The organism is Jeotgalibacillus haloalkalitolerans (assembly GCF_034427455.1).
Lineage (GTDB): Bacteria > Bacillota > Bacilli > Bacillales > Jeotgalibacillaceae > Jeotgalibacillus > Jeotgalibacillus haloalkalitolerans.
In genome coordinates this window covers 539,872-563,987 of the sequence record NZ_JAXQNN010000002.1, presented here as the reverse complement: position 1 = coordinate 563,987, position 24,116 = coordinate 539,872, and the positions used below count along the sequence as shown (strand labels likewise).

The following is a 24,116-nucleotide window of genomic DNA, read 5'->3' as shown; positions in this document are numbered from 1 at the left end:
TATGATAAAAAAAGTATTGATTGCCAATAGAGGAGAAATTGCAGTACGGATCATTCGTGCATGTAAAGAAATGAATATTGAAACGGTCGCTGTGTATTCTGAAGCAGATAAAGAAGCACTGCACGTTCAGCTTGCAGATGAAGCTGTCTGTATTGGTCCAAAACTTTCAAAAGACAGTTATTTGAACTTTACAAATGTAATTTCTGCAGCAAAATTGACAGGTGCTGATGCGATTCACCCTGGATACGGGTTCCTTGCAGAGAACGTTGACTTTGCTGAACTTTGCAGAGATTGTAATGTTACCTTTATCGGTCCGAGTCCTGAAGCGATTTCAAAGATGGGGACAAAAGATGTAGCGCGTGAAACAATGAGAGAAGCAGGCGTACCGGTTGTTCCCGGTTCAAAAGGCATTGTTGCTTCTGTTGAAGATGGCCTGGCGCTGGCTGAAGATATGGGCTACCCTGTTATTATCAAAGCGACTGCAGGGGGCGGCGGAAAAGGTATCCGCGTGGCACACAGTAAAGAGGACCTTGAAAAAGGGATCAGAAATACGCAGCGTGAAGCTGAAGCTGCATTCGGTAATCCAGGCGTCTACATAGAGAAGTTCATAGAAGACTTCCGCCACGTTGAAATTCAGGTCATGGCTGATACACACGGACAGACCATTCACCTTGGCGAGCGTGATTGCACGATTCAGAGAAGACTTCAAAAGCTTCTTGAAGAAACACCATCTCCTGCTCTTGACCAGGACGTTCGTGAGCAAATGGGTGATGCTGCTGTTAAAGCTGCTGAAGCAGTCGGTTACACTGGAGCAGGAACAGTTGAGTTCATCTATGATCATAATGAAAAATCATTTTATTTTATGGAAATGAACACGAGAATTCAGGTAGAGCATCCGGTAACTGAAATGGTGACAGGTGTTGATCTGATTAAAGAGCAGATCAAAGTTGCATCCGGTGAGAAGCTGAGCATTTCGCAGGAAGAAGTCACTTTTTCCGGATGGTCAATGGAATGCAGAATTAATGCAGAAAACCCTGAAAAGAACTTTATGCCTTCAGCAGGAAAAATCACAATGTATCTTCCGCCGGGTGGTCCTGGTGTCAGAATTGATTCCGCTGCATACACAGGTTATGAGATCCCGCCATATTATGATTCTATGATTGCTAAAGTGATTACTTATGGGGACACGCGTGAAGAGGCAATTGCAAAAATGAAGCGTGCACTGTCTGAATTCGTGATTGAGGGCGTCCATACAACGATTCCATTCCATTTAAAGCTGTTAAACCATGATGTATTTACAGGTGGAGACTTCAATACGAAATTTCTTGAGAAGTATGATATCATGACAAAAAAGGCTGATTAAGAGGGGGATCATATGACTGCTGAAAACGAAAATCATTTACTGCAAATGAGCAGTATTGCGCACAACCAGCTCGGTAAAGTCGAAATTGCTCCTGAAGTGATTGAAGTAATCGCAGGTATTGCTGCATCTGAGGTCGATGGAATTGCTCAAATGAGAGGCAATTTTGCATCAGGCGTAGCAGAAAGACTGGGTAAAAAAAATCATGGTAAGGGCATTAAAGTGGAGCTTGGTGAAGAAGGGATTACACTGGACGTTTACTGCACAGTGAAATTTGGTGCAGCGATCCCTGAGGTTGCGCAAAAGCTTCAGGATAATATCCGCCAGACACTGCTGAATATGACTGCACTAGAGGCAGACGAAGTAAATATTCACGTAGTCGGTATACAGTTTGAATCAGCAAAAGCTGACGATGATGATAAAGAATAACCAAAAAGACAACAGCTGAAAATGCTGTTGTCTTTTTTATGCGCAATGAAAGCGCATACCTGAACTGAATTTTATATTTCATGCTATGTTCAGTTAGTAGGAAGCCTCATTTTATGCTATGATCTTTTTATGACATGGATTTTATGCAAATAGAGAAGGAGTTAAACCTGAAATGAAAAGAAGAACGGCCAGAGAGAAAGCGCTGCAAGCGTTATTCCAAATGGAAATGAATGAAATGACGCCGGAAACAGCGATTGAAAATATTCTGGAAGACGAAAAACACGACGATTATTTAACAGACCTGGTAGAGGGTGTGAGCGGTCACCTGTCAGAAATTGACCAGGTTATACAGAATCATCTTGAAAAATGGAAGATCGAACGCCTTGCAAGAGTAGACCGCAACATTCTGAGAGTTGCGCTGTATGAACTTTTATACAAAAAAGATGATGTGCCTCATAATGTGGTTCTGAATGAAGCGGTTGAAATTTCAAAGCGTTTCGGTGATGAAAAATCAAGCAAATTCGTGAATGGACTTCTTTCGAAGGTAGTGTCTCACTTACATTCACGTGATTGAATCACGGGAGGAACGTTGAATGTCTGCTGAAATTATTGATGGTAAAAAAATTGCTCAAACAATGCGAGCACAGTTAAAAGACAGAATTAACCAATTGGAGGATATCACACCTGGACTGGCTGTTATTCTGATCGGGGATAACCAGGCTTCAAAGACATATGTATCAATGAAGCAGAAAGCGTGTGAAGACCTGGGCATTTATTCTAAGCTGGTAAAACTGCCTGACACTGTAAAGGAATCAGAACTTCTTGATATCATTCAGGAGCTTAATGAAGACCAGCTGATTCATGGGATCCTTGTTCAACTGCCACTGCCTGCCCATATCAGTGAAACGTCAGTAATAGAAGCAATTTATCCTTCAAAAGATGTTGATGGATTTCATCCGATTAACATTGGAAGACTGCAGGCTGGAGGAGAAGCTTTTTATCCGTGTACGCCGAATGGAATCATGAAAATGCTTGAATTCCAGGAAATTGACCCTGCAGGTAAACATGCTGTGGTTGTTGGAAGAAGCAATATTGTCGGAAAGCCGATGGGTCAGCTCCTGCTCGGAAAAAGCGCCACCGTAACGTATTGTCATTCTAAAACAGCAGATCTTAAAACGCATACTGCGCAGGCTGATATTTTAATTGCTGCTGCGGGTATACGCAATCTGATTACCGCAGATCATATTAAAAGCGGGGCAGTGGTTATAGATGTCGGGATGAACCGTGATGAAGAAGGGAAATTATGTGGTGATGTTGATTATGACCAGTGCAGACTAAAAGCATCAGCAATCACTCCGGTTCCCGGCGGTGTAGGACCAATGACCATTACAATGCTGCTGTTTAATACAGTTGAATCAGCTGAGCGTTTCTCAAGATAACATAAAGTATCAGCTTAGCGGTTCCGATGAAGTCACTCGGAACCGCTTTTGACGATTTAGGAGTGTTAAAATGTCCACTTTAAGATACTTAACTGTCAGTGCACTGACTAAATACATAAAAAGAAAGTTTGATGCTGATCCCCATTTAAGCGGTGTCTACATTAAAGGTGAAATCTCTAATCTGAAGCAGCCTTCAAGCGGTCATATGTACTTCACATTAAAAGATCAGAAAACCAGAATCAGTGCAGTCATGTTTTCATCTGCTGCATCCTCACTTAAGTTTAAACCGGAAAACGGCATGGAAGTGCTGCTTCAGGCAGATGTATCCGTATTTGAATCAAGCGGGCAATATCAGCTGTATGTTAAAAAGATGGAGCCTGATGGTGTGGGGGCACTGTATCTTGCTTATGAACAGCTGAAAGAAAAGCTTCAGAAGGAAGGTTTATTTGATCAGGGCAGAAAAAGATCCCTGCCAGCGTATCCTGAAAATATCGGCGTGATTACATCAGCTTCCGGAGCGGTCATTAAAGACATCATGACCACAGCTGGAAGAAGGTATCCGGTTGCAGGCATCCGGTTGTACCCCTGTTCTGTACAGGGGGAAAAAGCGGTGCCATCGATTCTTCAGGCACTTAATGCTGCTGCAGGGGATTCCTCACTTGATCTGTTAATCATCGGCCGTGGCGGAGGATCCATTGAAGAGCTATGGGCATTTAATGATGAACAGATTGCAAGAGAGATTGCTTCTTTTCCTGTTCCGGTCATATCAGCTGTCGGTCATGAAACGGATGTCACAATTGCAGACTTTGCTGCAGACTTACGGGCACCGACGCCAACAGCAGCTGCAGAGATTGCAGTTCCTCATATAGAAGAGGTCAGAGAGCGGATTATGAGTATGGAAGTAAGGTCACACAGAGCAATAGCCCAGCTGATCCAATATCAAAAACAGCAATTAAAAAAGCAGACGGACTCAATCGTTTTCAGAAGGCCTGAAAAAATGATTGAACCGCACGCACAAAACTTAGACAGACTAAATGAACGTCTGTACAGAGAAAGTGCAGCAATCATTCAAAAAGCCAAAATAAAAAGAGAAAGAATCCACGAAAAATTAATTAGACTGAATCCTTCAAACCAAATTGAACGTAAAAAAAATCATCTGGACCGCTTAATGGACAGGCTCGAAAACACATCATCAAAAAAAGTGAACGCGAGCAGACAGCGTTTTATACAGGCGACCGCATCCCTTGAAGCGTTAAGTCCGCTTAAAATAATGAATAGAGGGTATTCTCTTGTGTTTAATGATTCAAATGAGCTTATTAAAAGTAGCGAACAGGTAGACGCTGGAGATAAAATTACAGTATCACTTCAAGCGGCAGATTTAATCTGTACAGTAGAGCAAAAGGTGGAGCGTGATAAGCATGGAGAAAAATAAAGAATATTCATTTGAAGAAGCAGTGGAAGGTCTTGAAGAAATCGTTGCAAAGCTGGAAGAGGGGGACGTCCCTTTGGAAGAAGCAATTGATTATTATAAAAAAGGTGTGGAGCTGTCCAAGCTTTGTCATGAAAAACTGCAAAGCGCAGAAAAGCAGCTGGCTGTTATGATGACTGAAGATGGGGAAACACCAATCGATCCAGAGGAGTTATCTGAATGAATATGCTTGGACAATTCAGCAATATTCAAAAAAGCCTGATAGAAGAAGAACTGATTTCTGCAATCAGGTCGCTCAGTACACCTGATACACTTAAAGAATCAATGTTGTATTCTATAAAAGCAGGTGGAAAAAGAATACGTCCATTATTATTACTTGCTGTGATGGAAACATTCGGTGCGGATACTGATAAAGGACTTAAAACAGCTGCGGCGCTTGAAATGATTCACACGTACTCGCTGATTCATGATGATCTTCCAAGCATGGATGATGACGATTTAAGAAGAGGGCTGCCTACAAATCATAAAGTATTTGGAGAAGCGACTGCTATTCTTTCGGGAGATGCATTATTGACAAGAAGTTTTGAACTGGTAGCTGATTCCTCAATCGATGCCCATTCTAAAGTGAGAATGATCTCAATGCTTGCAAATGCTGCCGGCGCTGAAGGAATGGTTGGCGGGCAGATGGCTGATATTGAAGGTGAGAATGCATCATTAACACTTGAACAGTTGGAATCTGTCCACAGACGTAAAACTGGCAGACTGCTGGAGTTTGCAGCTGCTGCAGGTGGTGTGATGAGCGGCCTGACTGAATCAGACTTAAATAAACTGCGGCTATTTGCCGAACACATCGGACTTGCATTCCAGATCAGAGATGACATTCTTGACGTTGAGGGTAATCAGGATGAAATCGGTAAACCTGTCGGCAGTGATGAAGGACGTCAAAAAAGCACATACCCGGCGATACTGGGTATGAATAAAGCAAAAGAAAAACTCAGTTACCATCTTTCTGAAGCGAGAGGATTGCTTTTTGATCTGCATCCTGAACCTTTACTGCTATTGGAGTTGACTGATTTAATCGGCAGCCGGAAAAACTGAGTGTATTGCAAGACAGCAGAAAAATGAATATGTTATACTTCCCTAAATGGGTGGTGCAGTATTCTAGTCAGTCCGCCGATTCCGAAGGTGGGCCTAAAAATCCACTAAAGGGCATATCGATGAAGTTCCTGGTTTTGGCTTGAGGCGCCCAGCTTTGGGCTTTTTCTGGGAGTAAGGTTTGCGGGCGATCCACAATGGCATGTGGGCGATGACCCGCTTACCGCGGAGGCTTTCATTTTCAGCTGGCATAAAGCATATGCAGGAGAATGATTGTATGAACCTGTGGAAGTGATGACAATCAGCCGCAGCGTAGCCTGCCTTGAGTGGAATGTGAGGGGATTATGGTTATAGAGAACACATTAGTTGGCCATTAATATGTTCTTTTCAGCCCGTATGAAATCACTTCTGCAAAAGAGGATAAGGAGTCAGGATCAGGGCTGCCGAGGAAATCTCCTAGACTGTACGCAGACGTGTTCAGAGGATTAGAGTGCGGACTAAGTGGCAATCCAGTCCGGCAGCGGGAAACCCTGCCGAATTCGATATAATGGGAAACCGCCAGTATGGCAACAGCTGGTGTCGAATTGGGAAAACCTACTGGACCTAAGCCGTAATGTTAACTCTGATCGCGACCACCCTTTATTACTTTTAGGTGTGATGTGAATTGAACAGCTTCTTACATAAAACAATAAAGTGGAGTGTTACGATAGCCGTTATCACAGGAGTGTTAGCGGCTATTTTTTCACTTCTTTCAACAAGTATACTTAATCAGGTCAACTGGACAGTGGGATTGATCGTGGTCCTCATGATTGTTGTCATCGGCGTCTTTTTTGACATGCTTGGTATTGCTGCTGCAGCCGGTGAGGAAAAGCCGTTTCACGCAATGGCTGCAAAAAAAGTGTATGGTGCGAAGTACGCCATTAGAATTGTCAGAAATGCAGACCGGTTTGCTAGTTTCTGTAACGATGTTATAGGGGATATAGCAGGTATAATCAGTGGAGCAGCTGCAGCGATCGTGATCATCCAGCTAGCAAACGAGCTACAGCTGGGTCAGGGCTCTCTGATTGAGAGTTCCATCAACATCGGGCTGACAAGTCTGATTGCAGCGCTTACAGTTGGCGGAAAAGCGATGGGAAAGTCACTTGCCATTACTTTTTCCAAAGATATCATATTCAGGGTAGGAAAAACCCTACAATTTCTTGAGGAAAAATTACACCTTGTTATAATTAAAGATACAAAGAAAACGAAATAGAATTTATTCTGGGGAACACTGTACAATTTGTCATGCAAATAGCTGTGGTTCCTTCTGAGAAAGTGAGTGATCCGGGTGGAGATAAATCAAATTAAAGACCCTGGTTTTTTAAAAGATCTGAATAAAGAACAGTTAATTGAATTAAGTGAGGAAATCCGTACGTTTCTGATTGAAAAGCTTTCAGCAACAGGTGGTCATATCGGACCGAACCTGGGAGTAGTGGAATTAACGCTCGCCCTGCATAAGCATTTTAACAGTCCGGATGATAAATTCCTGTGGGACGTTGGGCATCAGTCTTATGTTCATAAAATCCTGACCGGACGTGCTGATCAATTTGATACGCTCAGACAATACAAGGGACTTTGCGGATTTCCAAAGATGATTGAAAGTGAACATGATGTCTGGGAAACAGGACACAGTTCCACTTCTTTATCTGCAGCGATGGGTATGGCAATTGCGCGTGATATTAAAGGCGACAGCAATTTCGTTGTGCCGATTATCGGAGATGGCGCTTTAACCGGCGGGATGGCTTTGGAAGCGCTCAATCACATCGGTCATGAGAAAAAGGATATGATTGTAGTCTTAAATGACAATGAAATGTCGATTGCGCCAAACGTAGGTGCCCTGCATAGTGTCCTAGGACGGATGAGAACTGCCGGAAAATACAACAAAGCAAAAGACGACCTTGAGTATCTGATTAAAAAGGTGCCGGCAGTCGGAGGAAGGCTTGCATCTGCTGCAGAGCGGGTTAAAGACAGTCTCAAGTATCTGCTCGTATCCGGAATGTTTTTTGAAGAACTCGGCTTTACTTATTTAGGCCCTGTTGATGGTCATAACTTTGATGAGCTGGATGAAAATATCAGATATGCTAAAAAAACAAAAGGTCCAGTCATCCTTCATGTGATTACGAAAAAAGGAAAAGGATTCCACCCTGCTGAAAATGACACAGTCGGAACGTGGCATGGGACAGGCCCATATAAAATTGATACAGGCGATTTAATCAAATCGTCTGCAAAAGCACCTGGCTGGAGTGCGCTGGTAGCTGAAACAGTGCGAAAAGAAGCCAGAACCGATCAGAGAATCGTTGCTGTTACACCAGCAATGCCTGTCGGATCAAAGCTTGAAGGGTTTGCAAGTGAGTTTCCTGACAGAATGTTTGATGTGGGAATCGCTGAACAGCATGCGACAACATTATCTGCAGGTCTTGCCACACAAAACATGAAGCCTTTCCTTGCGATTTACTCTACATTCCTTCAGCGTGCATACGATCAGGTCGTGCATGATATCTGCCGTCAGAATCTGAACGTATTTATCGGAATCGACCGTGCGGGACTTGTTGGAGCCGATGGAGAAACACATCAGGGAGTATTCGATATCGCTTTTCTGAGAAGTCTTCCAAATATGGTTGTCATGATGCCGAAGGATGAAAATGAAGGACAGCATATGGTCCACACAGCTTTAACGTATGATGACGGTCCAATCGCGATGAGATATCCAAGAGGTAACGGATTAGGTGTCCAGATGGACGATACCCTGCAGCAAATTCCGATTGGCAGCTGGGAAGTGCTGAAAGAAGGGTCTGATGCTGCGATATTAACATTTGGTACAACAATTCCTATGGCGCTTGAAGCTGCAGACCATTTGGAGCAGGAAGGTATTTCAGTACGCGTGATAAATGCAAGGTTTATCAAGCCGCTGGATGAAACAATGTTAAAAGATTTACTTGCATTAAATATGCCGATTCTAACCATCGAAGAAGCAGTTCTTCAGGGCGGATTCGGCAGTGCGGTACTTGAATTTGCTCATGATCAGCAGTTTTCACACGCGAAGATCGAAAGAATGGGAATCCCTGATCAGTTTATTGAACATGGCAATGTTGATCAGCTGTTAGAAGAAATTGACCTGACAACTGAACAGGCTGTGAAGGTGATCAGATCAATTGTTCCGATGAAGGAGAAAAGAGCCTGAGCATGAAAATTAAAAAACAGAGAGTTGATATTCTGCTTGTAGATCAGGGACTTGCAGAAACACGTGAAAAAGCTAAAAGAGCCATTATGGCGGGATTAGTTTTTCATAATGAAACAAGACTTGATAAGCCTGGAGAAAAAATCCCTGAAGACGCACTGCTGACGGTTAAAGGAAAAGTTATGCCATATGTCAGCCGGGGCGGATTAAAGCTTGAAAAAGCATTAAAGGAATTCAATATAAACGTGAAAGATAAATGTATGATTGATGTCGGGTCGTCAACCGGCGGATTCACTGACTGCGCACTTCAAAATGGCGCCAGACAGTCCTATGCGGTTGATGTCGGCTATAATCAGCTTGCCTGGAAATTAAGGCAGGACCCGCGGGTAATCGTAATGGAGCGGACAAACTTCAGGTACCTGACACCTGAAGACCTGAAAGAAGGAACACCGGACTTTGCTTCAATTGATGTATCATTTATTTCTTTGAAGATCATTCTTCCGGTATTACGCACATTACTTAAACCTGGCAGTGATGTGCTTGCACTCGTGAAGCCTCAGTTTGAAGCAGGACGTGAGCAGGTTGGGAAAAAGGGGATTGTAAGAGACAGGAAAGTACACCTAGAGGTCGTCAATAAGATTTCTGCTTTTGCGACAGAAACCGGTTACGATGTACTTGCAGCTTCATTTTCACCAATCACAGGTGGAGATGGCAACATTGAGTTCCTTTTACACCTGCGAACGACAGAGACTGAAAAAGGTAAAATCACGGATGACGTTGTACTCGAAGACGTTGTGGCAGAAGCGCATGCAAGTTTATAAGAAAATAAAAACTGCTGCAGGTTAGATTATGTGATCACTTTATAGCCCGGCAAAATAATAAAAAGACTGGGACAATTTTTTGTCCCAGTCTTTTTATTATTCACAGGTCAGGGGTGCGCGAACAAAATAAAGCCTTCCTCACTCACCTCAGTGTACAAATTGGAAAATGTACGTTAAGATAACTGTATATTTAAGCATAAATATTCATACAGACGGAGTGAAGATATGATAAATAAAGGACAACGACATATTAAAATAAGAGAAATTATTGTAAACAATGATATTGAAACACAGGATGAGCTTGTAGATGAGCTGAAAAATGCGGGGTTCCCGGTGACTCAGGCTACAATCTCCAGAGATATCAAAGAACTGCATTTGGTGAAAGTCCCATTACATGATGGCAGATATAAATATTCCCTGCCTGCTGATCAGCGGTTTAATCCGCTTCAAAAACTAAAAAGAACGCTGACTGATGCTTTCGTTAGAATTGACGGTGCAGGTCATTTGCTCGTTATGAAAACTTTACCGGGAAATGCAAACGCAATTGGTGCATTGATCGATAATCTTGACTGGGACGAAATTCTCGGCACAATCTGCGGTGACGATACATGTTTAATTATATGCAGATCAGAAGATGAAGCAGGTACCATTTCAAAGCGCTTTATTGATATGCTTTAAACAGGGGTGATATTGTTTGTTACAGGACTTATCAATACGTAATTTTGCGATTATAGATGAACTTTCATTATCTTTAGAGGAAGGACTCACTGTTTTAACCGGTGAAACCGGTGCGGGTAAGTCGATCATTATAGATGCTGTACAGCTGCTTGTCGGAGCGAGAGGATCGGCTGAATTTGTCAGGCATGGTGAGAAAAAAGCAGAAATTGAGGGTGTGTTTTCTGCTCCGGCAGGACATCCTGTGTTCCATAAATGTCAGGAATTCGGTATTGAAATAGAAGATGAAATGGTTCTTTTGAAGCGGGATATTTCTTCTTCCGGTAAGAGCTCATGCCGGATTAACGGAAAGCTGGTCACGATTTCTATTTTAAGAGAAGTCGGTGGTGCGTTAATTGACATCCACGGGCAGCATGAAAGTCAGGAGTTAATGGATGAATCCGCACACATTAATTTGCTTGATCAGTTTGGAGCCAAAGAGATCAGTGAAGCGAAAAAGAATTATCAGGAAGTATTTACTGTCTATGCGGATCTTAAAAAACAAATCAGATCTTTATCTGAAAACGATCAGCAAATGGCGCACAGACTTGATTTGATCCAGTTTCAATACAAGGAAATTCAGGATGCTGATCTTTCAATTAATGAAGATGAAGAGTTAATGGAAGAGAAAATCAGGCTATCTAATTTTGAAAAGCTTTATGAATCGCTCCAGACGGCTTATGAAGCATTACAGGGTGAACAGCGTGGTCTTGATTGGACAGGCCTTGCGATGTCTAATATGGAGCATGCAGCGGATATTGATGTTGAGTTAAAAGAAATCAGTGATACAATCAGCAGTCAGTTTTATCTGCTTGAGGATTCAGCAAGAGAGATCAGGCAGCATTTAGACGGTATGGAATTTGATCCTGAAAGACTTCAGATGATTGAAGACAGACTCAATGAAATCAATCAGTTAAAGCGGAAGTATGGCTCTTCCATAGAAGAAATAATGGAGTATTTCTCTGGGATTGAAGAAGAAATAGAAGCCATCACAAATAAAGATTCATCTCTTGAGGAATTGAAAAATAAGCTTGAATCAGTCGAGAAGGATCTGTCAGTTGAGGCAGACCACTTAACCGCACTCAGAAAAAAATGGTCAGAAACTTTAACAGAAGCCATTCACGGTGAGTTAAAAGCGCTTTACATGGATAAAGCGGTTTTTAAAGTGTTTTTCGCTGAGCAAAAACCTGACCTGTACAAATCGAACGGTGTCGATGAGATTGAGTTTTATATTTCAACAAATCCCGGGGAACCGCTGAAGCCGCTGATTAAGGTGGCCTCCGGTGGAGAAATTTCAAGAATGATGCTCGCGCTTAAAACAATCTTTTCACAGCATCAGGGCATCACATCAATCATATTTGATGAAGTGGACACAGGTGTAAGCGGCAGAGTAGCCCAGGCCATTGCTGAAAAAATCTACTCAATTTCATCTCACTCCCAGGTGCTTTGTATTTCGCACCTGCCGCAGGTTGCTGCGATCAGTGACCGCCATTTATTTATATCAAAAGAAGTCAAAAATGACCGTACTCATACAAGTGTCAGTCCGCTTGCTAAAGAGGACAGGGTAAAAGAAATCAGCAGAATGATTTCAGGGGTGGAAATTACAGACCTGACCATCAGTCATGCAGAAGAACTCATTAACTTAGCTCATACAATTAAAAAATCAGCTGTGTAAAAGCTATCCATTACCGGATAGCTTTTTTCTTTTTACATGCTGATATTTTTCCTCTTTTCGCTCAAATTATAACTAGTAGAGAGGAGGGATGCAGATGATCAAAAAGCTGATTCTTGCCGTTTTAATCATTAGCTCTGTTACAGCGCAGTATTGTGCAGCGATGGAACTGATACCAGGCGGTCAGTCGATTGGAATAGTTCTTGAGACAAATGGCGTATTAGTGACAGGTTTTTATGCACCAGCTAATGAAATTTCTCCGTCAGAGCGGGCTGGAATTAAAATTGGAGACAGAATCAGCAGCGTTAACGGTACAAAAGTTCAAACAGTAGATGAATTAAACAGTGCAGTGGATCAAGCTGAAACAGAAGAAACTATCCGTCTTGAAGTGATCAGAAACGATCAGACCCTTACTAAAAATGTACAACTGATCAAAAATGAAAAAGGTCAGTCACAATTAGGCTTTTTTGCAAAACATGAAATTTATGGAGTCGGTACGCTGACTTATATTGACCCGGAAACGCTCCGCTTTGGCGCGCTGGGCCATGTTGTATCTGAACAGCACACAAAGCTTCCGGTTGAAATGAAATCCGGACATATTAAGCCTGCGGAGATCAGAGATATTCAAAAGAGCAGGGCGGGTAACCCTGGAGGAAAAATTGCATATTTTAATGATAAAACTAGCATGCTCGGTGAAATAAAAAAGAATGCATCGACCGGCATATTCGGTGAATTATTTCAGCGTGTAAACAATGAGCATCAAAAAGCACTTAACACCGCACAGAAAGATCAAGTGAAAAAAGGGAAAGCTGAGATCCTGACGGTATTAAAAGGTCAAGAAATTGAAGCATTTAGTATTGAAATCCTCGATACGGATGTTACGCTTCCCAGCGGAGAAATAGGAATGAAAATCCGCCTGTCAGATCCCAAGCTTATTGAAAAAACTGGCGGTATTATTCAGGGAATGAGTGGAAGTCCGATCATACAGAATGATCAGTTAATAGGTGCGGTTTCTCACGTTTTGATTCACCAGCCAAATGAAGGTTATGCACTTTATATAGAAGATATGCTGAAGGAACAGGCGTCTTAGCCTGTTCTTTTGGTTTATTCCATTTCCGGCAACTGTTGGTCAAAAACGGTTTTCATGATAAACTGTACATAAATTCGACAATATGTCAGTTATTGTTGAAATATATCGAAAAGAAGAGCATTCAAGAGTATTTAAAAGAAAACTTGTTAATTTTTTAAAAAAGTCTTACAATGAAAAGGGATTTAATTCCGCATGTCGAATACGTTAAGTGAGAAATCATGATGGGGAGGAATTTTAGTGGAAAAGATGAAGGTATGTATTATTGATGATAATCGGGAGTTAGTATCAACATTAGAAACATTTATTAACAATCAGCCTGATATGGAAGTTGCAGGAACTGCGTTTAACGGACAGGAATTTCTTGATATGATTGAAGAAACACCTGTGGATGTTTGTCTGTTGGACATTATCATGCCGCATATTGATGGACTGAATGCACTGGAAAAAATGAAAGAGCTTGAACTCGAAAAAAATCCCCACGTGATCATGCTGACTGCTTTCGGTCAGGAAGATGTGACAAGTAAAGCGCTTGAGCTTGGCGCATCATATTTTATTCTTAAGCCTTTCGACATGGACAACTTGCTGCAGGTAATTCGCCAGGTGTTAGGGAAAAAGGATCGCCCGATGATCAGTCATACAAAACGTGAAAAAAATAAAAAGCCAAACCTGGATGCAAGTATTACGAGCGTCATTCATGAAATAGGTGTACCGGCACACATAAAAGGGTACATGTACTTGAGAGAAGCGATTTCAATGGTATATCATGATATCGAGCTTCTTGGGTCAATCACTAAAATACTGTATCCTGATATTGCAAAAAAATTCAATACGACTTCTTCCCGTGTTGAAAGAGCCATCAGACACGCCATTGAAGTAGCGTGGAATCGTGGAAATGTCGATGCAATTACGAATATGTTCGGCTACACCGTATCAGCTGCGAAATCAAAACCGACGAATTCAGAATTTATCGCAATGGTTGCTGATAAGCTGAGACTTGAGCATAAAGCAAGCTAATCATATAATGAACAGGACGCCAGTATCCAAACTGGCGTTTTTTTCATAAGATAAATATATTTATTTGGATGTGATGAACGTGTCAAAAGTATTCGCTCACAGAGGCAGCTCGCTTAAATATCCTGAAAATACGATGTTAGCTTTCAAGAAAGCTGAGAAATCAGGTTGCTATGGAATTGAACTTGATATTCACATGTCTAAAGATGGATATTTAGTTGTCATTCATGATGAAACCGTCAACCGGACAACGAATGGCAGGGGATATGTTAAGGATTTAACAAAAAAAGATCTGAAGAAACTTTCAATCAAAAGAAAGTGGTTCAAAAATGAAAAAATCCCATTGCTAGAAGAGGTGCTTGAGTGGGCAGTACAGACGGATCTGGTCATCAATATTGAACTGAAAAATGATAAAGTAGCTTATGAAGGCATGGAAGAGGCAATTGTGCAAAAAGTTGCAGATTTTGGACTTGAGGACCGTGTCATCTATTCAACCTTTAACCATCAGAGTGTGAAAAAACTGAAGAAAATCACCTCTTCTGAAGTGGCAGCACTATATTCAAAAAAAGGAACAAACCCTCTCCTGCTGATTAAATCAACGGGTGCAGATGCCATTCATGCGAATTTCAGGGTAATGACAGAGAGTTTGATGAGGGATTGCCAGCACTACGGAATTCCCGTCAGGTTATACACACTCAATAAGCCGGCTGTAATCAGCAAGTGGATCAATGCCGGGCTTGCAGGTGTGATCACGGATGATCCTGATCTTGCAGAAAAAATAAGAAAAGAAAAGCAGTAAAAGCGATGATCGCTTTTACTGCTTTTTTTTGACGAAACGCTGCTGAACTTTATTTTTTTTACGGTCTCTGTGTAATAAGAACCCGCCAATAAAGCTGAGGCCGGCAAGAAACATGATTAACCCTAAAAAGAATTGCAGTGACAGTGAAGGAAGCCAGGAAACCTGAAGTCCAAAAAACATATCCCTCATGAGTTTAATGCCGTAAGCAGCAATGACTCCGGGAATTAATAAAATAATTAATGCGATCATACGTGCCATATTCTAACTCCTTAAATCAATCATTATGTACAAACTATGCAATGGATAAAAAACATTGTCAAGGAAAGGGCTTTCATGTACAATGTAGGAGGTTGCAAGATATTGCGTGAAATTAAAGGAAGGATGAAATATATTGCAAAACGTGCTGATTGTCGGAGCTGGGCGTGGAGGTGTCGCCTTGCTGCAAGTGATGGCTGAAAGTGATGCTTTCAAGGTATATGCAGTTGTCGATCACGATCCGCAGGCGCCGGGTCTAACATTGGCACAGTCAATGAACATCGAAACCGGACAGGACTGGAAGAAGTATTTAAGTGATCAGACAGACATCATTATAGATGTTACAGGTGATGATGAAACGTTTCATCAGCTGAGGGAAGCCAGGTCACGAAAGACCGTATTAATTCCCGGAAGTGTAGCATCTTTAGTTTATCAGTTATTGACCGAAAAAGAATCCCTGATCTCTCACCTTGAACATGATTCCTACATAAGAGAACTGGCAATGAATTCTACACATGATGGCATGATTGGGATTGACTGTGATCACAGGATTATCTTATTTAATACCAGAGCAGCGGAAATGATTGGGATCGAAAAGGAAAAGGCACTGCATCAATCGATATATCAGGTTGTTCCATTGAGTGGGTTGCCAAGAATTATCGAAACCGGACGTGCTGAAAATAATCAGGAGCTCATGCTTGATAACGGCACAAAAGTGGTGACAACCAGAATTCCGATGGTGAATGAAAATGGTGACGTAATTGGAGCATTTGCGGTGTTTAAAGATATCACTGAAGTCGTCAATCTCGCAGAGGAAATGACGAACCTGAAAGAAATCCAAACCATGCTCGAAGCGATTATTCAATCGAGTGACGATGCGATCTCTGTAGTTGATGAACAGGGAAGGGGACTGATGATTAACCGGGCGTATACAAGGTTAACCGGGCTTACAGAGTCTGAAGTGATCAGTCAGCCGGCGGAAGCGGATATCTTCGAAGGTGAAAGTATGCATATGCAGGTCCTGAAAACAAGACGGCCTGTACGTGGAGTCAAGATGATCGTTGGTCCGAACAGAAAAGAGGTTGCAGTTAATGTTGCGCCAATTATCGTGAACGGGCAGCTGAAAGGCAGTGTTGGTGTCATTCACGATCTGTCTGAAATCCATCAGCTTACATCAGAACTCGACCGGGCACGGAGAATTATCCGGTCACTCGAAGCGAAATACACATTTGAAGATATTCTCGGAAACTCAGATGAAATCCTGCTTGTGACTGAGCAGGCGAAGGTAGCCTCAAAAACAAATACGACTGTTTTGCTGCGTGGTGAACAGGGGAGTGGGAAAGAGTTATTTGCCAATGCCATTCATAATGGAAGCGACAGGAAGTACAACTCTTTTAATAGAGTGAACTGTGGCAGTATGCCAGCTGCATTTCTGCTTGAAACACTATTTGGTACTGAATCTTCTGAAGGGCTTTTTGAGCAGGCAGGCGAAGGAACAGTATTCCTCGATGAAATCGGCGAACTCAGCCTTGAATCACAGAATAAGCTGCTGGAAGCATTAAAGACCAGACAGATAAAGAAAAATGGAAGCAGTGAGATGATTTTATTCAAAGCAAGGGTGATTACTGCTTCTCATATTAATCTGGAAAGAGCCATTGCAAAAGGGCAATTTTCAGAGGAATTATATTATTATTTATCCCGGTTAACGCTTCAGCTTCCACCACTCAGAACGCATAAACAGGATATTCCTGTCATATGTGAACGGTTAATTATGAAGCTGAACCAGTCTTTTGGCAGAACGGTTAAAGGGATTTCAAGTGCTGCACTTGAACAGTTAACCGGCTATGAGTGGCCTGGAAATGTAAGAGAGCTTGAAAATGTATTGAGCAGAGCCATGATCTTTATGGATCAGAAAGAAGAGCTGATTGAACAAAAGCATTTAATTCCTCTACAGAGTGAACAGACATTTAAGCGGGAAATGAACGGTCCGTTGGCTGAACAGCTTGAAAATGTTGAGAAGGAAATTATAGAGCAGACGCTCAGAAAGCATAACGGCAATAAGACTGCCACTGCAAAAGAGCTTGATATCTCAATCAGAAACCTGTACTACAAAATTGAGAAGTATCAGGTGGAAACAGAAAGGAGCGGGTAGTTTGGTTCGTTTTGATGACTTAATCAGAAAAGCGGAATCAGCAGCAGGAGCTACGGTAGCTGTAGCATCAGCTGAAGATCATGAAGTATTAAAAGCAGTAGCGATGGCTGTTGAAAAACAATTAGCCAGTTTCATCCTCGTGGGTGATGAAGGAAAGATCGGGACAATGATGCAGGAGTCATTTCCTGCACTTGATCAGCGTGCTGTGAAAATCCATCATGCCGATAGTGCGCAGTCAGCAGCGCTAGAGGCAGTCAGGCTTGTCAGCTCCGGTGCTGCAGGTGTACTGATGAAGGGGCATCTAGAAACGTCAGTCCTGCTAAAAGCTGTATTAAATAAAGAAGTTGGCTTGAGAACAGGAAATGTACTGTCTCATGTGGCATTATTTGAAGTCCCATCCATAAAAAGAAGTATTTTTGTGACAGATGCAGCGATGAATATTGCACCGGATTTAACGCAAAAGGTACAAATCATTCAAAATGCAGTCAAAATTGCACATGGAGCAGGTGTCGAAAATCCGTCTGTTGCACCTCTGGCTGCAGTTGAGACTGTTAACCCGGCTATGCAGGCAACACTTGATGCTGCGGCTTTAACACAAATGAACCGCAGGGGTCAGATAAAGGGCTGTGTGGTTGACGGACCGCTTGCACTTGATAATGCAGTGTCAGAATCAGCCGCTGCCCATAAAGGGGTAACAGGACCTGCAGCAGGACAAGCTGACATACTGCTTGTACCATCTATTGAAGCGGGCAATATTTTATATAAATCACTGATGTATTTTGGAAACAGTAAAGTAGGTGCAGTGATATCGGGGGCTAAAGCACCGATTGTATTAACTTCAAGAGCAGACTCTGCTGAGAGTAAGCTCTACTCACTGGCACTTGCAATTTGCACATCATATTAATTAGGGGGCACTTACAATGGAACTATTTACTTATATGGAGAAATACGATTACGAGCAGCTGGTATTCTGTCAGGATAAAAACTCAGGATTAAAAGCAATTATTGCGATTCATGATACGACGCTTGGACCGGCATTAGGCGGAACAAGAATGTGGACATATGATTCTGAAGAAGATGCAATTGAAGATGCACTGCGTCTGGCTAAAGGAATGACTTATAAAAATGCAGCTGCCGGTCTGAATCTTGGTGGCGGTAAAACAGTTATTATTGGAGATCCGCTAAAGGACAAAAACGAAGAAATGTTCCGAGCTTTCGGCCGCTACATCCAGGGTCTGGCGGGACGCTATATCACAGCTGAAGATGTGGGTACAACCGTAAAAGATATGGACCTGATTCACGAAGAGACTGATTATGTAACAGGTATTTCACCTGCATTCGGTTCTTCAGGCAACCCATCACCGGTAACGGCATACGGCGTATACCGCGGTATAAAAGCTGCAGCTAACGAAGCTTACGGCAGCGACTCTTTAGAAGGTAAAACAATTGCAGTACAGGGAGTAGGAAACGTTGCCTTCACTCTTTGCCGTCACTTACATGAAGAAGGCGCGAAACTGATTGTAACTGATATTAATAAAGAATCTGTGCAGCGTGCAGTTGATGAGTTTGGTGCGAAAGCTGTTGAACCAAATGAAATTTACGGTGTCGAATGTGACATTTTCGCACCATGTGCACTTGGCGCGATTATTAATGACAACACACTAGAAGTGCTGAAAGCCGATGTGATTGCAGGAGCGGCAAATAATCAGCTGAAAGAAACAAGACACGGTGATATTCTTCATGAGCGAGGCATTGTATATGCACCTGACTATGTAATCAATGCAGGCGGCGTGATCAATGTGGCGGATGAGCTCTATGGTTATAACCGTGAACGCGCAATGAAAAATGTAGAAAAAGTATATGATAATGTAGCGCGCGTATTTGAAATTGCAAAACGCGACGGGGTACCAAGCTACCTTGCTGCTGATCGTATGGCCGAAGAGCGTATTGCAAGTATGGCGAAGTCAAGAAGCCAGTTTTTACGCAGTGAGCACAATATTTTAAGCAGAAGATAATCATTGAATATACTGATGCACCTGTTAACCGGGTGCATTGGTTTGTAAGTATGGAGGGAATATCGTGCAGGATCAACAATACAGAATTTTAGTCATTAATCCTGGATCAACTTCAACGAAAATTGGAGTCTTTGACAGTGAAACTGCGATTTTAGAAAAAACAATTCGTCATGAAACTGCTGAAATTGATCAATTCGCTAAAATTATTGATCAATATCAGTTCAGAAAGAAAACCATTCTTGAAGCGCTTGATGAGGAAGGAATGAATGTATCGAAGCTGGATGCGGTCTGTGGCAGAGGTGGACTTCTGAGACCGATTGAAGGTGGAACGTACAGTGTAAATGATGCAATGCTGAAAGATTTGAGACAGGGGTACTCAGGTCAGCATGCTTCCAATCTGGGCGGTATCATTGCATATGAAATTGCGCAGGGATTAAACATTCCTTCCTTTATTGTAGATCCTGTAGTAGTCGACGAGTTGTCGGACACAGCAAGGGTCTCAGGGTTTTCTTTAATTGAACGCAAAAGTATTTTTCATGCACTGAATCAAAAAGCAGTTGCGCGCCGTGTGGCGAAAGAGCTTGGTAAACCATACAGTGAATCAACCTTTATTGTGACACATATGGGTGGCGGTATTACTGTCGGGGTACACCAGAATGGCAGGGTCATTGATGTAAATAACGGACTGCACGGGGATGGACCATTCAGTCCGGAGCGGGCAGGGACCGTACCGGCTGGAGACCTGGTGGAACTTTGTTTCTCAGGCGATTATTACAGAGAAGAAATTATGAAAATGCTCGTTGGACAGGGTGGGCTTGTTGGATACCTTGGAACCAATGATGCAGTTAAAGTAGAGCAAATGATTCAAAATGGAGATGAAAAAGCCAAACAGGTTTATGATGCAATGGCTTATCAGATAGCAAAAGAAATCGGTGCTGCTTCAGCAGTTGTCCGTGGGAAAGCAGATGCGATTATTTTAACCGGCGGTCTTGCTTACGGGAAAGAGTTTGTCAGCCTGATCAGTGAACGCGTTGACTGGATTGCGGATGTGATTGTCCAGCCGGGTGAAAACGAGCTCCAGGCACTTGCAGAAGGCGCACTGAGAGTACTCAGACAGGAAGAACAAGCGAAAATTTACTCAGCAAATTAGGAGGGTTCATCATGGCAGAAGAATATGATCTCGTCATACTTGGCGGAGGCACAGGCGGCTACGTTGCAGCAATCAGAGCCTCTCAGCTTGGTTTGAAAACGGCGATTGTTGAAAAAGGAAAAATCGGCGGAACTTGCCTGCACCGCGGATGTATTCCGAGTAAGGCATTGTTAAGAAGCGCAGAAGTATTTGCGACAGCTAAAAATGCTGACGAATTCGGTGTTGAAATCAGTGAGGCAGTATTGAATTTCACGAAAGTTCAACAGCGCAAGCAGGCGATCGTCGACCAGTTGCATAAAGGTGTGCAGCATCTGATGAAGCAGGGTAAGATAGATGTCTTCGACGGTTTCGGAAGAATTCTTGGACCATCAATCTTTTCTCCGATGCCGGGGACGGTTTCTGTTGAGATGACAGATGGAACGGAAAATGAAATGCTGATTCCTAAAAACGTAATAATCGCAACAGGCTCAAGACCCCGTTCGCTACCTGGGTTGGAGGTTGACGGAACATACGTGCTGAGTTCAGATGAAACACTTGAGCTTGAGGAACTGCCAAAGTCTATGGTGATTGTCGGCGGCGGCGTAATCGGAATCGAGTGGGCTTCAATGCTGAATGATTTCGGTGTAGAAGTGACTGTGCTTGAATATGCAGATCGTATTATTCCTACTGAGGATGCAGACGTTTCTAAAGAAATGGAGAAGCTGCTGAAGAAAAAAGGAATTAAGATTGTCACAAACGCTAAGGTTGATGCAGAAAGTGTAAAAACCGGAGAAGAAACGTCAATCTCTGCCGAAGTAAAAGGAGAAGCAGTTGAATACAAAGCTGAAAAAATCCTGGTTTCAGTCGGCAGAAGTGCAAATACTGAAGGGATCGGCCTTGAGAACACTGACATTCAGGTGGAAAATGGCTTTATTAAGGTGAATAATAAGCTGCAGACGAAAGAATCACACATTTATGCAATCGGCGATGTAATCGGCGGTCTGCAACTTGCTCATGTGGCATCACATGAAGGGATTCATGCAGTTGAACACATCGCAAACCTGGATGTAGAACCGATTGATTACAGCCTTGTTTCCAAATGTATTTATTCAAGTCCGGAAGCTGCAAGTGTCGGTCTTACTGAACAGCAGGCTAAAGAAGAAGGATTTGATATTAAAGTCGGCAAGTTCCCATTCAAGGCTATAGGCAAGGCGCTCGTTTTTGGGAAATCAGACGGTTTCGTTAAAATTATTGCTGACAAGGCTTCAAACGATATCTTAGGCGTCCATATGATCGGACCTCACGTAACTGATATGATTTCTGAAGCAGGGCTTGCAAGAGTACTTGACGCGACACCTTGGGAAGTCGGACAGACGATCCATCCACACCCGACACTGAGTGAAGCGATTGGTGAAGCCGCATTAGCGGTCGATGGAAAGGCAATTCATTCTTAAATGCAGGAGGCGAAACATAACATGACTAAATCACGTCACGAAGAATTAGGACTGTCTAATGATGATGTACTGAAAATGTATGAAACAATGTTAATGGCAAGACGAATTGATGAGCGCATGTGGTTATTAAACCGCTCAGGTAAAATTCCTTTTGTGATCTCATGTCAGGGACAGGAAGCCGCTCAGGTTGGTGCTGCATATGCGCTTGACACAGAGAAAGACTATGCACTGCCGTACTACAGAGACATGGGCGTTGTGCTTCACTTTGGTATGACTGCACGTGAATTAATGCTCTCAGGCTTTGCAAAAGCAGAAGACCCTAACTCAGGCGGCCGTCAGATGCCTGGACACTTTGGTCATAAAGCTAAAAGAATCGTAACAGGATCTTCTCCGGTTACAACTCAGGTGCCGCACGCCGTAGGTCTTGCACTTGCAGGCAAAATGGAGAAAAAAGATCTTGTGACATTTGTTACTTTCGGTGAAGGCTCTTCCAACCAGGGGGATTTCCACGAAGGAGCAAACTTTGCAGGGGTACATAAATTGCCGGTTATTTTCATGTGTGAAAATAACAAATATGCAATTTCAGTGCCGATTGAAAAGCAGCTTGCATGTGAGAATGTGTCTGACCGTGCAATCGGCTATGGAATGCCTGGTATTACAGTGGATGGAAATGATCCTCTTGAAGTATATAAAGCTGTAAAAGAAGCGGCTGACAGAGGACGACGCGGTGAAGGTCCTACACTTGTTGAGACAGTATCATACCGATTGACTGCCCACTCATCAGATGATGATGACCGTGCATACCGTTCACCGGATGAAGTAGCGAAAGCCAAATCACTTGATCCGATTATTACGTTTGGTGCTTATCTGAAGGAAAACGGCGTAATGGATGATGTACTTGAAAAAGAAATTAATGACAGAATCATGAAAGAAGTTAATGAAGCAACAGATTATGCAGAACAGGCGCCTTACGCTGATCCGGAATCTGCATTAAAATACGTATACGCAGAACAAGAATAAGGGAGGATAAACCGATGCCGGTAATGTCATATATTGACGCTGTTACATTAGCAATGAAAGAAGAAATGGAACGGGACGAGCGCGTGTTTGTCCTTGGAGAAGATGTAGGGAAAAAAGGCGGCGTATTTAAAGCGACCAACGGCCTGTACGATCAGTTCGGTGAAGACAGGGTGATTGATACACCACTTGCTGAATCAGCAATCGCTGGTGTGGGAATTGGAGCTGCGATGTACGGCATGCGTCCAATCGCTGAAATGCAGTTCGCAGACTTTATTATGCCGGCAGTTAACCAGATTATTTCTGAAGCGGCAAAAATCCGTTACCGTTCAAATAATGACTGGAGCTGCCCAATGGTCATTCGCGCACCTTATGGCGGTGGTGTACATGGTGCATTGTATCATTCTCAATCAGTAGAAGCGGTATTTGCAAATCAGCCTGGACTGAAGATTGTTATGCCATCAACACCATATGATGTTAAAGGCCTATTAAAAGCAGCGATCCGTGATGATGATCCTGTTATGTTCTTTGAGCATAAACGCGCGTACCGTCTGATCAAAGGTGAAGTGCCTGATGAGGATTATACGATTGAAATTGGTAAAGCCGATGTAAAACGTGAAGGAGAAGACATCACGGTTATCACATACGGATTATGTGTTCATTTTGCCCTTCAGGCTGCTGAGCGTCTTGCTGAAGATGGATACAGCGTACATGTGCTGGATCTCCGTACTATTTATCCACTTGATAAGGAAGCGATCATCGAAGCTGCTTCGAAGACAGGAAAAGTTCTCCTGTTAACAGAAGATACAAAAGAAGGCAGCATCATGGGTGAAGTATCAGCGATTATTGCTGAAAACTGCCTGTTTGACCTTGACGCACCAATTATGCGCCTGGCAGGTCCGGATATTCCGGCAATGCCTTATGCACCAACGATGGAGAAATTCTTCATGGTTAACCCTGATAAAGTAGAAAAAGCAATGAAAGAACTTGCTGAATACTAAACAAAAAAGGAGGCAAT

At 42.7% G+C, this 24,116-nt stretch carries 23 protein-coding genes; 22 read left to right on the top strand and 1 reads right to left on the bottom strand.

Translation table 11 applies throughout. The annotated features are described in order from the left end of the window. Nucleotide 1 precedes the first annotated feature (1 nt). From accC to UFB30_RS07685, 15 genes are all read left to right on the top strand, one after another. Nucleotides 2-1,363, top strand: coding sequence for an acetyl-CoA carboxylase biotin carboxylase subunit (gene accC, locus UFB30_RS07755; protein ID WP_322421113.1), 1,362 nt, complete (start codon nucleotides 2-4; stop codon nucleotides 1,361-1,363). 12 nt (nucleotides 1,364-1,375) lie between these two features. Further along, nucleotides 1,376-1,789 (top strand): Asp23/Gls24 family envelope stress response protein, encoded by a 414-nt coding sequence (locus UFB30_RS07750; protein ID WP_322421112.1) that lies wholly within the window; start codon nucleotides 1,376-1,378, stop codon nucleotides 1,787-1,789. A gap of 172 nt (nucleotides 1,790-1,961) precedes the next feature. Further along, the gene (gene nusB, locus UFB30_RS07745; protein ID WP_322421111.1) at nucleotides 1,962-2,363 is read left to right on the top strand and encodes a transcription antitermination factor NusB; all 402 of its coding nucleotides are present in this window, start codon (nucleotides 1,962-1,964) and stop codon (nucleotides 2,361-2,363) included. A gap of 19 nt (nucleotides 2,364-2,382) precedes the next feature. Continuing rightward, a complete protein-coding gene (gene folD, locus UFB30_RS07740) occupies nucleotides 2,383-3,228 on the top strand; it encodes a bifunctional methylenetetrahydrofolate dehydrogenase/methenyltetrahydrofolate cyclohydrolase FolD (RefSeq protein WP_322421110.1) in 846 nt (281 codons plus the stop codon). Between the two features lie 70 nt (nucleotides 3,229-3,298). Further along, entirely contained in the window at nucleotides 3,299-4,660 is a 1,362-nt protein-coding gene (gene xseA / locus UFB30_RS07735; protein WP_322421109.1) for an exodeoxyribonuclease VII large subunit, read from the top strand. Then, a complete protein-coding gene (gene xseB, locus UFB30_RS07730) occupies nucleotides 4,647-4,880 on the top strand; it encodes an exodeoxyribonuclease VII small subunit (protein ID WP_322421108.1) in 234 nt (77 codons plus the stop codon). The genes xseA and xseB overlap by 14 nt, the downstream gene beginning before the upstream one ends. Beyond that, nucleotides 4,877-5,755, top strand: coding sequence for a polyprenyl synthetase family protein (locus tag UFB30_RS07725; RefSeq protein ID WP_322421107.1), 879 nt, complete (start codon nucleotides 4,877-4,879; stop codon nucleotides 5,753-5,755). Before xseB ends, UFB30_RS07725 begins: the two co-directional genes overlap by 4 nt. Nucleotides 5,756-6,416: 661 nt before the next feature. Further along, nucleotides 6,417-7,004 carry a hypothetical protein gene (locus UFB30_RS07720; protein ID WP_322421106.1) on the top strand — a complete coding sequence of 196 codons (588 nt, stop codon included), beginning with the start codon at nucleotides 6,417-6,419 and terminating at the stop codon, nucleotides 7,002-7,004. A gap of 75 nt (nucleotides 7,005-7,079) precedes the next feature. Further along, the gene (dxs, locus tag UFB30_RS07715) at nucleotides 7,080-8,972 is read left to right on the top strand and encodes a 1-deoxy-D-xylulose-5-phosphate synthase (protein WP_322421105.1); all 1,893 of its coding nucleotides are present in this window, start codon (nucleotides 7,080-7,082) and stop codon (nucleotides 8,970-8,972) included. 2 nt (nucleotides 8,973-8,974) lie between these two features. Continuing rightward, complete coding sequence (locus UFB30_RS07710) at nucleotides 8,975-9,790, top strand: TlyA family RNA methyltransferase (protein WP_322421104.1); 816 nt, start codon at nucleotides 8,975-8,977, stop codon at nucleotides 9,788-9,790. A 228-nt stretch (nucleotides 9,791-10,018) separates the two neighbouring features. Continuing rightward, nucleotides 10,019-10,468 (top strand): transcriptional regulator AhrC/ArgR, encoded by a 450-nt coding sequence (gene ahrC, locus UFB30_RS07705; RefSeq protein WP_322421533.1) that lies wholly within the window; start codon nucleotides 10,019-10,021, stop codon nucleotides 10,466-10,468. A gap of 16 nt (nucleotides 10,469-10,484) precedes the next feature. Beyond that, nucleotides 10,485-12,179 carry a DNA repair protein RecN gene (gene recN / locus UFB30_RS07700; protein WP_322421103.1) on the top strand — a complete coding sequence of 565 codons (1,695 nt, stop codon included), beginning with the start codon at nucleotides 10,485-10,487 and terminating at the stop codon, nucleotides 12,177-12,179. A 94-nt stretch (nucleotides 12,180-12,273) separates the two neighbouring features. Continuing rightward, a complete protein-coding gene (spoIVB, locus tag UFB30_RS07695; protein WP_322421102.1) occupies nucleotides 12,274-13,266 on the top strand; it encodes a SpoIVB peptidase in 993 nt (330 codons plus the stop codon). 246 nt (nucleotides 13,267-13,512) lie between these two features. Beyond that, nucleotides 13,513-14,280 carry a sporulation transcription factor Spo0A gene (spo0A, locus tag UFB30_RS07690; protein ID WP_322421532.1) on the top strand — a complete coding sequence of 256 codons (768 nt, stop codon included), beginning with the start codon at nucleotides 13,513-13,515 and terminating at the stop codon, nucleotides 14,278-14,280. Between the two features lie 79 nt (nucleotides 14,281-14,359). Further along, nucleotides 14,360-15,076: a glycerophosphodiester phosphodiesterase gene (locus UFB30_RS07685; protein ID WP_322421101.1), complete on the top strand. Its 717-nt coding sequence runs from the start codon at nucleotides 14,360-14,362 to the stop codon at nucleotides 15,074-15,076. 15 nt (nucleotides 15,077-15,091) lie between these two features. On the opposite strand, the gene UFB30_RS07680 is transcribed toward UFB30_RS07685, so the two are convergent. Further along, nucleotides 15,092-15,334, bottom strand: a complete 243-nt coding sequence (locus UFB30_RS07680; RefSeq protein ID WP_322421100.1) for a DUF2627 domain-containing protein — start codon at nucleotides 15,332-15,334, stop codon at nucleotides 15,092-15,094. A 133-nt stretch (nucleotides 15,335-15,467) separates the two neighbouring features. On the opposite strand from UFB30_RS07680, the gene UFB30_RS07675 reads away from it, so the two are divergent. From UFB30_RS07675 to UFB30_RS07645, 7 genes are all read left to right on the top strand, one after another. Continuing rightward, nucleotides 15,468-17,483, top strand: coding sequence for a sigma 54-interacting transcriptional regulator (locus UFB30_RS07675; RefSeq protein WP_322421099.1), 2,016 nt, complete (start codon nucleotides 15,468-15,470; stop codon nucleotides 17,481-17,483). A 1-nt stretch (nucleotide 17,484) separates the two neighbouring features. After that, nucleotides 17,485-18,387, top strand: coding sequence for a phosphate butyryltransferase (yqiS, locus tag UFB30_RS07670; protein ID WP_322421098.1), 903 nt, complete (start codon nucleotides 17,485-17,487; stop codon nucleotides 18,385-18,387). A 16-nt stretch (nucleotides 18,388-18,403) separates the two neighbouring features. Further along, entirely contained in the window at nucleotides 18,404-19,498 is a 1,095-nt protein-coding gene (gene bcd / locus UFB30_RS07665) for a branched-chain amino acid dehydrogenase (protein WP_322421097.1), read from the top strand. 64 nt (nucleotides 19,499-19,562) lie between these two features. After that, entirely contained in the window at nucleotides 19,563-20,648 is a 1,086-nt protein-coding gene (buk, locus tag UFB30_RS07660) for a butyrate kinase (RefSeq protein ID WP_322421096.1), read from the top strand. Nucleotides 20,649-20,659: 11 nt separating this feature from the next. Further along, nucleotides 20,660-22,081 carry a dihydrolipoyl dehydrogenase gene (gene lpdA, locus UFB30_RS07655; protein ID WP_322421095.1) on the top strand — a complete coding sequence of 474 codons (1,422 nt, stop codon included), beginning with the start codon at nucleotides 20,660-20,662 and terminating at the stop codon, nucleotides 22,079-22,081. Nucleotides 22,082-22,102: 21 nt separating this feature from the next. Then, a complete protein-coding gene (locus UFB30_RS07650) occupies nucleotides 22,103-23,101 on the top strand; it encodes a thiamine pyrophosphate-dependent dehydrogenase E1 component subunit alpha (RefSeq protein ID WP_322421094.1) in 999 nt (332 codons plus the stop codon). 14 nt (nucleotides 23,102-23,115) lie between these two features. Then, nucleotides 23,116-24,099 (top strand): alpha-ketoacid dehydrogenase subunit beta, encoded by a 984-nt coding sequence (locus tag UFB30_RS07645; protein WP_322421093.1) that lies wholly within the window; start codon nucleotides 23,116-23,118, stop codon nucleotides 24,097-24,099. Nucleotides 24,100-24,116 lie beyond the last annotated feature (17 nt).